The organism is Silvanigrella sp. (assembly GCF_044369315.1).
Classification (GTDB): domain Bacteria; phylum Bdellovibrionota_B; class Oligoflexia; order Silvanigrellales; family Silvanigrellaceae; genus Silvanigrella.
Window position 1 is genome coordinate 15,476 of record NZ_JBIPMD010000015.1, and the last position, 12,824, is coordinate 28,299.

At 30.6% G+C, this 12,824-nt stretch carries 11 protein-coding genes; 7 read left to right on the plus strand and 4 right to left on the minus strand.

Going from position 1 to position 12,824, the window contains the following annotated elements:
* Positions 1-94: 94 nt before the first annotated feature.
* Positions 95-2,374, plus strand: coding sequence for an NADP-dependent malic enzyme (locus tag ACIQ56_RS02750; RefSeq protein WP_397599551.1), 2,280 nt, complete (start codon positions 95-97; stop codon positions 2,372-2,374).
* Between the two features lie 12 nt (positions 2,375-2,386).
* On the opposite strand, the gene pepQ is transcribed toward ACIQ56_RS02750, so the two are convergent.
* Entirely contained in the window at positions 2,387-3,712 is a 1,326-nt protein-coding gene (pepQ, locus tag ACIQ56_RS02755; RefSeq protein ID WP_397599552.1) for a Xaa-Pro dipeptidase, read from the minus strand.
* A gap of 194 nt (positions 3,713-3,906) precedes the next feature.
* Here pepQ and ACIQ56_RS02760 point away from each other — a divergent pair, with 194 nt between their 5' ends.
* The 5 genes from ACIQ56_RS02760 to ACIQ56_RS02780 all read left to right on the plus strand — a co-directional run bounded on the left by ACIQ56_RS02760 (position 3,907) and on the right by ACIQ56_RS02780 (position 8,584).
* Positions 3,907-4,806 carry a DMT family transporter gene (locus ACIQ56_RS02760; protein ID WP_397599553.1) on the plus strand — a complete coding sequence of 300 codons (900 nt, stop codon included), beginning with the start codon at positions 3,907-3,909 and terminating at the stop codon, positions 4,804-4,806.
* Positions 4,807-4,822: 16 nt separating this feature from the next.
* On the plus strand, positions 4,823-5,485 hold the full coding sequence (locus tag ACIQ56_RS02765; RefSeq protein WP_397599554.1) for an NUDIX hydrolase: 663 nt from the start codon (positions 4,823-4,825) through the stop codon (positions 5,483-5,485).
* Between the two features lie 25 nt (positions 5,486-5,510).
* Positions 5,511-6,323: a Cof-type HAD-IIB family hydrolase gene (locus ACIQ56_RS02770; protein ID WP_397599555.1), complete on the plus strand. Its 813-nt coding sequence runs from the start codon at positions 5,511-5,513 to the stop codon at positions 6,321-6,323.
* 81 nt (positions 6,324-6,404) lie between these two features.
* Positions 6,405-7,622 (plus strand): hypothetical protein, encoded by a 1,218-nt coding sequence (locus tag ACIQ56_RS02775; RefSeq protein WP_397599556.1) that lies wholly within the window; start codon positions 6,405-6,407, stop codon positions 7,620-7,622.
* 89 nt (positions 7,623-7,711) lie between these two features.
* Complete coding sequence (locus ACIQ56_RS02780; RefSeq protein WP_397599557.1) at positions 7,712-8,584, plus strand: follicular epithelium yolk protein subunit; 873 nt, start codon at positions 7,712-7,714, stop codon at positions 8,582-8,584.
* A 77-nt stretch (positions 8,585-8,661) separates the two neighbouring features.
* Here ACIQ56_RS02780 and leuS read toward each other — a convergent pair whose 3' ends face one another.
* The gene (gene leuS / locus ACIQ56_RS02785; protein ID WP_397599558.1) at positions 8,662-11,115 is read right to left on the minus strand and encodes a leucine--tRNA ligase; all 2,454 of its coding nucleotides are present in this window, start codon (positions 11,113-11,115) and stop codon (positions 8,662-8,664) included.
* A 277-nt stretch (positions 11,116-11,392) separates the two neighbouring features.
* On the opposite strand from leuS, the gene ACIQ56_RS02790 reads away from it, so the two are divergent.
* Entirely contained in the window at positions 11,393-11,944 is a 552-nt protein-coding gene (locus ACIQ56_RS02790; RefSeq protein WP_397599559.1) for a DUF1003 domain-containing protein, read from the plus strand.
* Positions 11,945-11,947: 3 nt separating this feature from the next.
* Here the strand turns inward: ACIQ56_RS02790 and ACIQ56_RS02795 are convergent, their stop codons facing one another.
* Positions 11,948-12,736 carry a M12 family metallopeptidase gene (locus tag ACIQ56_RS02795; RefSeq protein ID WP_397599560.1) on the minus strand — a complete coding sequence of 263 codons (789 nt, stop codon included), beginning with the start codon at positions 12,734-12,736 and terminating at the stop codon, positions 11,948-11,950.
* Positions 12,726-12,824: IS3 family transposase (locus ACIQ56_RS02800; RefSeq protein WP_397599331.1), on the minus strand; the 99-nt coding region annotated here is incomplete at its 5' end. The genes ACIQ56_RS02795 and ACIQ56_RS02800, both read right to left, overlap by 11 nt.

The following is a 12,824-nucleotide window of genomic DNA, read 5'->3' on the forward strand; positions in this document are numbered from 1 at the left end:
TAGCTTATCACATTGCAAGCCGTATTCTAAAAGGATACCCTAAATATGGTTGTTCCCATGACATCATCTCGTAGCTTTAGAGGAGGAAGGTAACATGGGTTTAAGAGAAGACGCCCTATATTATCATAGCAAGGGGCGTAAAGGTAAGATAGAAACTGGTATTACAAAAGAATGTAAAAATCAAAAAGACATTACCCTAGCCTATTCTCCAGGTGTGGCAGAGCCATGTAAAGAAATCGCAAGAGATCCCTCTTTAGTTTATGAGTATACAGCTAAAGGAAATCTTGTTGCCGTTGTTACGAATGGAACAGCTGTTCTTGGATTAGGTGCAATAGGTCCTATGGCAGGAAAGCCAGTCATGGAAGGCAAAGCCGTTTTATTTAAAATGTTTGCTGATATTGATTGTTACGATATTGAATTAAACGCAAAAACACCTGAAGAAATTATTTCTGCATGCCGCATGCTTGAACCCACTTTTGGTGGAATTAATCTTGAAGACATTAAAGCGCCAGAATGCTTTGAAGTAGAAGAAAAACTTCGCGAAGAATTAGATATTCCTGTTTTTCATGATGATCAGCATGGAACAGCGATAGTCAGTGGTGCTGCTTTGCTAAATGCATGTGAAATTACTGGCAGAAATATTTCTGATATTAAGTGTGTCGTGAACGGTGCGGGCGCAGCAGCAATTGCATGCGCACAAATGTATATAAATCTAGGTTTAAAAAGAGAAAATTTAATTTTATGTGATTCAAAAGGAGTTGTTTATAAAGGCCGTACGGAAGGTATGAATAAATATAAAGAACGCTTTGAAAATGAAACACGTAAAAGAACTCTTGCCGAAGCAATAGAGGGAGCCGATTTTTTTTGTGGCTTAAGTGTAGCTGGAGCCGTTACAAAAGAAATGGTTAGTACAATGGCAAAAGATCCTATTATTTTTGCTATGGCGAATCCTGATCCCGAAATCTCTCCAATGGATATAAAATCGGTAAGACAAGATGCTATTATAGCTACAGGCCGTTCCGATTATCCAAACCAAGTGAATAATGTTCTGGGTTATCCTTATATATTCAGGGGTACGATGGATGTTTTATCACGACGCATTAATGAAGAAATGAAAATGGCAGCTGTTCACGCGATTGCTGCATTAGCAAAAGAAGATATTCCTGAAAGCGTAACAAAATCTTATGCAAATAGTTCCGAGCTAGGATTTGGAAGAGAATATTTAATTCCAAAACTATTTGATCCTCGTTTGTTACTTAGAGTTGCTCCAGCTGTTGCAAAAGCAGCTATGGATACAAAAGTATCAAGAAAAAATATTGATCTTGAACAGTATGTGGATCAACTGGAATCTCGTTTGGGTATTTTGCAATCCGTAACAAGAAAAATAAAAAGAAATGTTGTTGTAGCAAATAGAACTCATGGTAAAAAATTAAAAGTTGTTTTACCTGAAGGTACAAGTCCTAAAATATTAAAAGCTGCCGAAATTGTTCGCTCTGAAGGAATTTGTGAACCTATTTTAATTGGTAATATTGAGAAAATTAAACAATTAATTCAAGATAGCAAATTAGAAAAACAACTCGCAGGGGTTGAAATTATTGATCCAAGTGAAGATAAAAGAACAGAAAAATATGCATCGCTTTTATTAGAAAAAAGAGCTCGTAAGGGTGTAACCAGAATGGGTGCCTACGAACTTATGACTGGAGATCATCATTATTTTGCTTCTATGATGGTTGACTGTGGAGAGGCAGACGCATTTTGTTCTGGGGTTCATCATAATTATGGTGATACTTTAAGACCTGCATTGCAAATTATTGGAACAAAAGCAGATAAAGTTTTAGCTGGTATTTATATGTTACTTTGGAAAGATAAAAGTATATTTGTAGCTGATACAACTGTTAATATTAATTCTAATGCAGAACAATTAGCACAAATTGCAATTCAGACACATGATATGGCTAAAATATATTTAAATGAATTGCCAAGAGTTGCAATGTTAAGTTTTAGTAACTTTGGAAGTACAAAACATCCTGAGTCGGATAAAGTATGTAAAGCAACAGATATTGTGAAAAGACTTAGACCAGATATTGAGATTGACGGCGAAATGCAAGCAGACTTTGCTTTATCTTCCGAGCTTCTTGAGCGCTCCTATGGTTTTTCTACCTTAAAAGGACCTGCTAATGTTCTTATATTTCCTGATTTAACTTCGGGTAATATAGCCTATAAACTTTTGAGTAAGTTAGGTGGCGCAACATCTATTGGACCTATATTAACGGGAATGAAAAAACCAGTTAATGTGTTGGCTCGAAATTGCGATATTGAAGAAATTGTTAATTTAATTACATTTACAATTCATCGTGTTCAAAATGGAATGTGAAACAAGAGAATATTAAGGTAAATATTCTCTTGTTAAATTACGATTCGAATGTCCTATTGGTACAACGTCATCTTCAATTCTGATGCCTCCAAAAGGCATCAGTCTTTCAATTAAACTCCAATTTATTTTATCTGCATGTTTATTTGAATCTTTAAATTGACTTAACAAGGATTGAATAAAATAAATTCCTGGTTCAATGGTAACAACTACGGATTGATCTAAAGTACCAACAAATCTTAATGAGCGATAAGTAACATTTGATGGATTTAAAGGAGCTGGGTTTCCTTGTTCATCAAGTTGTTTACCGCCAATATCGTGAACTTGAATTCCTAATTTATGACCAAGTCCATGTGGTAAAAATACTTTTGTAATTCCTTCTTTTAAAGCTGTTTCGTAGTCACCTGAAATTTTTAATATCCCCACATTTTCTAAAATTTCTGCAATTTTTAAATGACATGTTTCATGTAATGATGGATAATAGAGGCCTGGTTTTACAGATTGGCAAAGTTCTTTTTGCAGTTTTTCTGTCTGAGCAAGTAGCTCTAAAAAAACGGGGTCACAATTTTTTGTTGCATAGGTTCTTGTGATATCGGAGCCATAATGATTATAAGTAGCACCCGAATCTATTAGTAAAACATTTCCATTCCGTTTTTTGTCTCTTCCGTGATAATGTAATATTGCCCCATTTTTATCTAATGCAACAATACCTGTATATGATAAATCTGTATCAACACACTGCATCGCTTTTAAATAAGACATGTGAATTTCATATTCAGAATCGCCATTATAAAAAGCTTCTTTCGCAGCAAAATGTCCTTTCGCAGCAATGCGATTGGCTTCTGATAAACAATGAATTTCATAATCAGATTTAAAACGTCTGTGCCAATTTAAGCGTGCTTCCATTAATTCGCAATTTATTTTTATATTTTTTGCACAAGCATATTTTGTTTCGTTACCTAGAAAAACAGAATAAGTTAAATCACCAAGCATTTCCCAAATTTTTTCTTTTGTCCCAACTTCAATAATATCAAAATGAGAAGCCCAAAATGGGTTGTCTAATCTTTCATGTAAATGCCAAAAGTCATCTGGTGAATAATAAATTAACAAAGGTTTTTTGCCTATTTCATATTTTAAAACATGATGAGGCCCTGCGGCAGGACACCAGTGTGCAAAATGTGGGTTAGTTTTAAAAGGAGCATAGCTGTCGTCTGCAAAATAGCCAAAAGGCTCTCCTGCTCCTAAAATTAAGGAACGATAATTAAGAGCCTCTAAAGCTTTATCCGCACTACGCATTCGGATTTGAATATGTTCTTTAAAAAGCGTATCAAGGTTAGACATCGATTTAGCTCCTATTATTATAAATTAAGAATACAGCAACAATCTTCATACGATATTTAACATATGATTTAAACAATTGTGAATTGTTTTTTAAAAAAATTATTTTAATTTTAATCTTGCATTTTAATGTCCTCCATTATAATTTTAATTTCTAATTGAATTTGAGATAATATGAACTAAAATTAGGTAAAAAAATGCATACATCACAAAGGTTTCGGGCTGAAATTGCTCTTGTCTTATTAACTGTAATTTGGGGTTTAACTTTTCCGATAACTCGTGTTGTCATTGCTGAAATGAGTTCGTTTGCACTTGTTTTTTTTAGATCCTTATTAGCCGTTTTTGTTTTATTGCCTTTTGTTTTTTTAAAAAAAGAAGATAGAAAAGATTGTTTAAAATATTTACCTTTAGGAATAGTCTTAGGGGTATTAATTTATTTTTCTCATTTATTCCAAGTTTTTGGTCTTGAAACAATTCATTCAGGACGAAGCGCTTTTTTGACAAATTTAACGATAGTTTTTGTTCCATTATTATCCCCCATTTTTCAAAAGCTAATTCCTTCTATTAAAGATGTTGTTTCTATGGTGATTGCTTTGGTAGGAATGTTTTTTTTAACAAGCCCTCTAGATGGAGAAGGTTTGTCTAAAGGTGATTTTTGGACAATTCTTTGTGCAATTACTTTTTCTATTCATATTCATGTTCTTCAAATATTTATTAAAAAATATGAAAAAAGTAAAATATTTGCTTTTTTGGAAATTTTATTTATGTGTATTTTAGCAACAACATTTCTTCCTTTTGCAGAAAAGTCTTCTCATTTATTACCAACAAGTTTAGGTGCTTATATCGCTTTGTTTTATTTGGGTGCAATTTCAATGGTTGGAACAACTGTTTTGCAAGCAAAATACCAGTGCAAAACAACGCCTGAAAGAGCTTCGCTCATTTATATTTTAGAACCAGTATTTGCTATCTTTTTTGGATATGTGATACTCAGCGAGAGTATGACCTCTAAGTCTTTGTTTGGAGGATTTTTAATTATATTCGCTGTAGTTTGGGTTTATTTTTTTCAGTTAGGAAAAAATTTAATTAAAACGAATTAATGTTTTGGTGTAAAAAATGTTAAGTTCCAAAAATTATGGAAATCGAAATTTAATTCTTGAAACTCTTTCTATTTATAAAGAAAAGGTATTAAATCAACTCTTCAAGGATATTCCTCAATCTCATTCTGAACAAATAAAATCGTTTGATCAAATCTGCGGCTTTATTCAAGATAATTCAAATTGTTTTATGCGAGAAAATTTGTTTGGCCATGTTACTTCTTCTGCATTTGTAGTAAATTCAAATTTTACACAAATTTTATTTACCTACCATGCAAAACTTAAAAAATGGTTGCAATTGGGTGGGCATTGTGATGGTGAGCATTTAATTCATAATTCTGCAATGCGTGAAGCAATGGAAGAATCAGGTTTAAAAAATTTAAATTTTATAAATATTTTAGAATTTCCTAACATATATAATTATAATGACATTAATAAAAATATTCCTATTCCATTTGATCTAGACATACATTTAATTCCAGAAAGAAACCATGAACCCGCTCATTTTCATTTTGACATTCGATATTTATTGATTGCGGATGAAAAAGAGAATATCGTTATTTCGGAAGAGTCTTTAGATTTAAAATGGATTTCAATGCAAGAAGCTCATTTATATACAAATGAATCGAGTACATTAAGGCAAGTCGAAAAATTTAAATCATTATTAAAATCTTTAAATTAAAAATGAAATAGGAAAGATTTAAAATATGAAAGCAGTCGCAATTGATCTAGATGGTACTTTATTAAATTCAAAACATCAAATATCTAATTATACAAAAAATATATTAAATAAATTACATAAAAATGAAATAAAAATTGTTTTAGCAAGTGCTCGCCCTATTCGTTCTGTACTTCATATCGCTGCTGATATTGGTTTAATGGAATTACCAATGATTGGTGGGAATGGAGCTATTATTGCAAAAAATGCGAATGAAATATTATATCGAAATTCCATTAGTGAAGTTGATGTTTTAAAAATTGGAGAACTTTTAAAAGAATATCTTTCCTTAAATCCAAAAAATGAAATTACAATGCATATTTATTCTGGTTTTAAATGGCTTATCCCTTTTCATACTGAAAAAGCAAAAGAAGAGATAGAAATAATTGGATTTGCTCCTGATGTCATTGGGGAAGATGCTTTTAAAGCGCATTTGGCTGAAAAAATCATGTTTGTCTCTAGTCCAAATAACTTAAAAGAGTTTTTAAATATATTGAATAAAAATTTACCTCACTTAAGCTCTGTTTTATCTAAATCGGATTCATTAGAAATAAATGCCGTCGGAGTTTCTAAATTTTTAGGTGTTCAAGAATATGCAAATTACCATAAATTAAATATTTCAGATTTTATTGCTATTGGTGATGGTGATAATGATGAAACTATGATTGCAAATTGTGGCTATGGTGTTGCTATGGCTAATGGAACGAAACTAGCTAAGGCGCATGCCAAATTTATAACTTCTACGAATGACGATGATGGTGTTGCTAAATTTCTTGAAAACTATTTTTTTAAATCTAAATGAATAAAAAATTTAATAACTTGATTTTATTAATTAAAATATATAGTCTTTCTCTAGACTTTAAAATTTGTTTGGAGATTTATAATGTTTAGAAAAGAGATTTTAAATTCTATAGATAGAGCATCTTCTTTTAAAATCATATTCTATTCAATCACAGTATATATATTTGTAATGTTTTTAATGATTGGTTATGTAAAGAGTAATGGTTTTTATAAATATTTTTATATTAATGATGGTTTATATGATGTAGAAATATATGTAAACATAGCAAAAAATGGTTATAATACAATAGGAAATTTTGCTATATTTCCTTTGTGGCCTTTTCTAATTCAAATTGTTTCTAATATGTTTTTTACTAATAATTATATGCTAGTAGCAAATTTAATGGCTTTATTTCTTTTTTTTATTTCATTACCTATATTATGGACCTTTTTTAAAAATGTATTTGAAAAAAGAATGGCTTTATTGTTATTTTTATGTTTTGTTTTTAACCCTCTATCTATTTTCCATGCTATTGGTTATTCTGAAAGTTTAACAACCTTAGAGTTTAGTATTTGGCTTTTATTACTTTATAGAATAACAAATGCAAAATTAAAAAAGTCATTCTTAAAAAATAAAATGGAATATTTATTTTTAATTTTAATCAGCTACTGTATAGGTTTGTCTAGGCCTTTATTTGTTCAATTATTTCTATCTATTGTTTTAACATTTTTTATATTAAAATATTTTAAAGTAAAAATAAAAAATTTCTTAGTTCCTTTAGGTATTTCATTGTTTTCAATATTTGCCGGTTTTTTTACTTTTGCTTTGTTTTCATATATAAAAGGATTTGGTTTTGGAGCTTCATTTAGAGCGCAAAATGAATGGAACAGAGTTTTAGGTTTGCATTGGGACATCTTATTTCATCCTCATTCTGTAGGGGGATCAGATAATGTTCTAAATTGGGATCTGCAAGCATTTTGGATGCCTATAATCATTTTTTTAGCACTGATATTTAAATTTTTTATAAGAAATAATAATTTAAAAACTGATAAAAACCCAATTCAATATGATGTCATATTTTGGATTGCATTATTATTTTCTTGTGCTCATTCTGCAGTACAATTTTTAACATATGATTTATTTTTTAGCACTTCTCGTTTTATTTTTGCATTGCCTTTGTTTTTTTACGTTATTGGTAAAACGCTTTATGCTTTTAATTTTAAATATAAATATTATATATTAATTTTTTATTTTATTTATTCTTTTTCATTTTTTATTTATTGGTGGACACGCTTTTCTCGTGAAGGTTGGATGGGTTAATTTCAAATTTAAGCCAATTTTTTGACATTAGATTTTTCTTAATAATTAAAATAATTTTCAAATTCCTTATTTTTTTATTTGGAGAAAAAATGGCTTTATCTATTTTTATAATAGCGGGAATGAACGCATCATTATCAAGTATTTCTGCAACAGGAAATGATTTTCATGTGATTACAGATCAAGAAGCTTCCGTATTTAGAATTGGAAATGAAAGTATCCTCAAAGATATTTCTGAAAATTATATAGGAAAAAGACCAAATAGCGTTTACATGCGGAGTGATTCTTCTTCGAGTGATATTTATGAATCTCATGGCTGGCAACAAGTAGTATCAACTTTAAAAGTTAAAAATGCGAGTATTAAAGGTGTATCTTTAAAACCTATCATTATTGATACAAAAACTTTATCAAATAAAAGTAGTCATAGAGCAACATTTAATGCTGGTATTTCAAGTGAAGTTTCTAACACTGTAGAAACAAATTGGTCTTCAACACATTCACTTAGCTTTAGCCAAACTATAAATTATGGAATTCAATTTAATGGGATTGGATTAGGTGGAGAGTCTGCGTTTAATTATATAGGAACTTGGGGAAAAGGAGGAATGCAATCAAAAACGATAACAATAGGCTCTACTACAGGGGTGACTGTTGACTTAAATCCTGGTGAAACTGTAACAGCAGAATTAATCGCTAATAAAGGAACAATGGATATTCTTGTTAATTACGATGCAAGTTTAGAAGGAAACTTAGCATTAAATTATTATTTTTCTTATAATGGTTATCACCATTGGTCAGTGCCTATTAAAGATGCCTTAATAAAATCGGGAATGGAAACAAGCAAACAAATAACAGAAGAAATACAAATTGGATATTACTCACATTCATCTGTTGTTATTAAAGATGATCAAGGAAAAGTAAAGAAATTATATCATTTAAATTCTTTAGGTGAAGTTTTGTACGAGTGAAGTTCCGAAATGACAATTTATAGAAACAAAAAAAAGATCTTTAATAAATATAAAAAATTAAAGATCTTTTTTATTTTTTAAACCGCAACAAAATTTAATATTCTATTTGCAACAAATATTGTTTTTTTAATTGTTTTGCCTTCTAGAGTTGCTTTTACATTTGCATTTTCCATGGCAGCTGCAACGGCTTCATCTTGTGAAGCATTCATTGGAATTAAAATTTCTCCTCTGTGTTTTCCATTAATTTGAACACCAATTTTAACTTCATTATCTACAGTTAAAGATGGGTCGAATTGTGGCCAGTTTTCTAAAGAAACAAATTTATAATTTTTATCTTCAGGTAACATTTTCTCTTCTAAAATGCATTTAAACCATAAATCTTCTGCAAGGTGAGGGGCAAAAGGAGAAAGTAATTTTAAAAATTCGCCTAATATTTCTTTATTTTTACATTGAGATTCCGCAATTGTATTTAAAAAAATCATCATTTGAGCAATAGAAGTATTAAAGCTTAAATTTTCGATATCTTCTGTTAATTTTTTAATTGTTTTATGAAGAATTTTTAAATCCTGCTGAGAAGCGGGTTCATTATTTAATAAACTTTTGCCGTCATCGGATAAATAATATCTTTGTATTCTGCTTAAAAAGCGATGAACACCTGCTAAGTTGCTATCATCCCATTCTTTTGTCTGGGTAAGTGGTCCCATAAACATTTCATAAACTCGCAAGGAGTCGGCACCATATTCACGAATAACGTCGTCTGGATTTATGCCATTGCCTTTTGATTTGGACATTTTAGCGCCATCTTTGCATATCATGCCTTGGTGAACTAATTTATGGAATGGTTCATCTACAGGACAAACTCCAGCATCGAATAAAACTTTAGTCCAAAAACGAGAATATAAAAGATGACCAACAGCATGTTCTTGGCCGCCAACATAAAGATCGACTGGCATCCAGAATTTTAATTTTTCGTAATCCCCAATTGATTTTTGATTAAAAGGATCGATGTATCGTAAAAAGTACCAGCTACTTCCAGCGCTTCCTGGCATTGTGTCTGTTTCGACAAATTCAAGATCGCCTTTTTCATTTTTTCTTTGCACCCAATTTGTGATTGCAGATAAAGGACTTTTTCCGTCTCCAGTTGGCTCATAACTTGTTACTTCTGGTAAAGTTAATGGCAATTCATTTTCATTAAATGTACGAATGGTATTTCCTTTTGAATCTTTCAATATTGGGATTGGCTCACCCCAATATCTTTGACGGCTAAATATCCAATCACGAAGCTTATAAGTAATACTTTGTTCACCTATTTTATTTTTAACAAGATGTTCAATTATTTTTGTTTTTGCTTCTTCGACATTTAAATTATTTAAAAAATCAGAATTTATAATGACACCATCTTCAGTATAAGCTTCTTTTTCAATTTCAAAATTTTTATCTGGTGATTGAATAACTTGTATAATTTTTAATCCAAATTTTTTGGCAAATTCATGATCGCGTGTGTCATGTGCAGGAACTGCCATAATAGCTCCCGTACCATATCCCATTAACACATAATCACTTATCCATATTTCTATTGCTTGTCCATTTAATGGATTTATTGCGTATGATCCTGTGAAAATACCTGATTTTTCTTTATTAAGTTCAGTACGATCTAAATCGCTTTTGCGAGAAGTAACGTCACAGTATTCGGCTACTTTTTCTTTTTGATGAGTTGTTGTTAACTTATTTACTAAAGGATGTTCTGGAGCAAGAACCATATAGGTTGCGCCAAATAAAGTATCCGGACGAGTTGTAAAAACTTCTATTTTATCGGAGTCATTATTTTTTATAGAAAATGTTACTTTTGCTCCAACAGATTTTTTAATCCAATTTCTTTGAATTTCTTTCGTGGACTCTGGCCAATCTAGTTTATTTAAATCTTCCAATAAACGATCTGCATAAGAGGTTATTTTTAACATCCATTGTTTCATGGGAACACGGAAAACGGGATGATTGCCGCGTTCGCTTTTGCCATCAATTACTTCTTCATTTGCAAGAACTGTCTTTAATGCTGGGCACCAATTTACAAAAACTTCTGCTTGATAAGCAAGACCTTTTTTATATAAAAGAGAAAAAATCCATTGAGTCCAGTGATAATATTTTGGATCACAAGTAGCAATTTCTTTATCCCAGTCGTAAGAAAAACCGAGGCTTTGCAATTGGGATCTAAAATTATTAATAGAGCGGTATGTTACTTTTGAGGGATGTTCACCGGTATCAATGGCATGTTGCTCTGCAGGAAGTCCAAAGGCATCCCATCCCATAGGATGAAGGACATTGTATCCTTTCATTCTGTGATATCTCGACACAATATCTGTCGCCGTATAACCCATTGGGTGTCCAACGTGAAGTCCTGAAGAGCTTGGGTAAGGAAACATGTCTAAAGCATAGAATTTTGGCTTTGATTTATCTTCTGTAGTTTTAAAAATATTTTTATTTTTCCAATGATTTTGCCAATATGGTTCTAGTTGCTTGTGGTGGTAAGACATGAATTTCCTCGACAATTAAAGAAGTGTACGCACAATAAACATTAATAGAGTGCAAATTAATCCACCTCTTTTGTAACAAAGAACCTTTCATTGAGGAAGTCTATTCCTATAAAATAAGGCTAATTTTGCTATCTGAGGATACTTTTTCATTTTCCTTTAAAACGGTCTAAGACAAATTTGTCACATCGTTGTCACAAAATATTTACAAAATACTGACGAACCTGTATTGTGGAAAATGCTCTTTCGTATTTGATTCTAAACCTGACTAGGAAGCGTCATGAGACTTTCAAAAGAAAAACTTGATTCATTTTGCAAAATTAGAGACAAATCAGGCTCCCGGTTTTATGAGTTTTCCACTTCATGGTGGGCTCTTTTTTTCTTTTTTGGGATAGTTGTTGGCTGTGTTTTATGGAACGAATTTATTCCTTATCAAAATTTAAGATTTGACCCCTACCCTTTTAATGGATTGAGAACCATTCTTGCTTTAATGGGAGCAATTCAAGCCCCTGTTTTGTTACTTTATAGTAGAAAATCTACGGATTATAGAAAAAATTTATTAGAGCAAGATTTTGAATTAGAAAAGAAAATATTTAAAAAAATAGAGCTTATGGAGACTGAAATGAAACAAAATCATGCTTTATATCTTCAAGAATTAAAGCATGTCGCTAAACTTACTAAAAAAATAAATAAGAAAAGAAAAGTTGTAAAATTAAATGCTATTCCCGTACCTGTCCATGAAACAAACAAAGATTTTATAAAGACAGAACAAAATCAAAGAGAAACTTTACAGCCTAAAAAAGTGGAAAATAACGAAAATATTAGTGCCTAATTATTATCTCACTTTTGCTTTTCCATACGCTCTTTGTAAAGCTTCTCGATCTAAATTACTTAAAGTTTTAACATTGCCAATATATTCCCAATAAACACCATTTAAAAGTGGTATCATAGTAAATTTTTTTGGATCTATACTAAATGAATTTAAGGCATAATGCATGATAGAATAATAGTCATAAGGTCCAAAATGAATGGTTGAATATGGACCTAAATCAAAATTATTTTCTTTTCCTCGCATGATATTTTCTTTAATGATTTTTATATAATAATCTCTATCTGCTCTACTTTGTTCATGTAAAAATCCTAAAGCATGCATAAGTTCATGCTGTATAATTTCTGGCTGTACGCATCCCTCTCCTAAAGAAACAGTTTGGGGATGCTCAGAACCTATTCCAGAAAAACACCCATCATCTACCATAATTTCTAAATAATTATGAAAAGGTTTATGATAAACTTCTATGAAATTAATGTCTGCAATTTTTTCTAATTCATCCATTGCATATCGAATTAATGATTTTTCATAATGACTAAATTTTCTTAATTGTAAATTTTTATTTCTTTGATTGTACAAATGAAAAGAGTAATATATTTTTCCGTTATTCCATTTTTTCTTAGAGTAATTTAAAGGAGCACTATATATATTTCTATTGTTATTAAGGTTCTCTTCATTTATAATATCTCCTTCTATTAAATTGTACTTAAAATTATTATTATTTATTGTATTTATATCTAATAATTGTAAACTATGATTGGTATGATCCCCGAAAAGTGGACTATTAAATTTCATAATTTTCTTCATATTCTAAAGGTGCATGATAATCAAGGGCAGAATGAGCACGAATTCGATTATAAAACACCTCTATATATTCTATGAC

Excerpts from the sequence above, each read along its gene's own strand:
- ACIQ56_RS02750 (WP_397599551.1), top strand. The coding sequence starts at position 95 with ATGGGTTTAAGAGAAGACGCCCTATATTATCATAGCAAGGGGCGTAAA.
- pepQ (WP_397599552.1), bottom strand. The coding sequence starts at position 3,712 with ATGTCTAACCTTGATACGCTTTTTAAAGAACATATTCAAATCCGAATG.
- ACIQ56_RS02760 (WP_397599553.1), top strand. The coding sequence starts at position 3,907 with ATGCATACATCACAAAGGTTTCGGGCTGAAATTGCTCTTGTCTTATTA.
- ACIQ56_RS02765 (WP_397599554.1), top strand. The coding sequence starts at position 4,823 with ATGTTAAGTTCCAAAAATTATGGAAATCGAAATTTAATTCTTGAAACT.
- ACIQ56_RS02770 (WP_397599555.1), top strand. The coding sequence starts at position 5,511 with ATGAAAGCAGTCGCAATTGATCTAGATGGTACTTTATTAAATTCAAAA.
- ACIQ56_RS02775 (WP_397599556.1), top strand. The coding sequence starts at position 6,405 with ATGTTTAGAAAAGAGATTTTAAATTCTATAGATAGAGCATCTTCTTTT.
- ACIQ56_RS02780 (WP_397599557.1), top strand. The coding sequence starts at position 7,712 with ATGGCTTTATCTATTTTTATAATAGCGGGAATGAACGCATCATTATCA.
- leuS (WP_397599558.1), bottom strand. The coding sequence starts at position 11,115 with ATGTCTTACCACCACAAGCAACTAGAACCATATTGGCAAAATCATTGG.
- ACIQ56_RS02790 (WP_397599559.1), top strand. The coding sequence starts at position 11,393 with ATGAGACTTTCAAAAGAAAAACTTGATTCATTTTGCAAAATTAGAGAC.
- ACIQ56_RS02795 (WP_397599560.1), bottom strand. The coding sequence starts at position 12,736 with ATGAAATTTAATAGTCCACTTTTCGGGGATCATACCAATCATAGTTTA.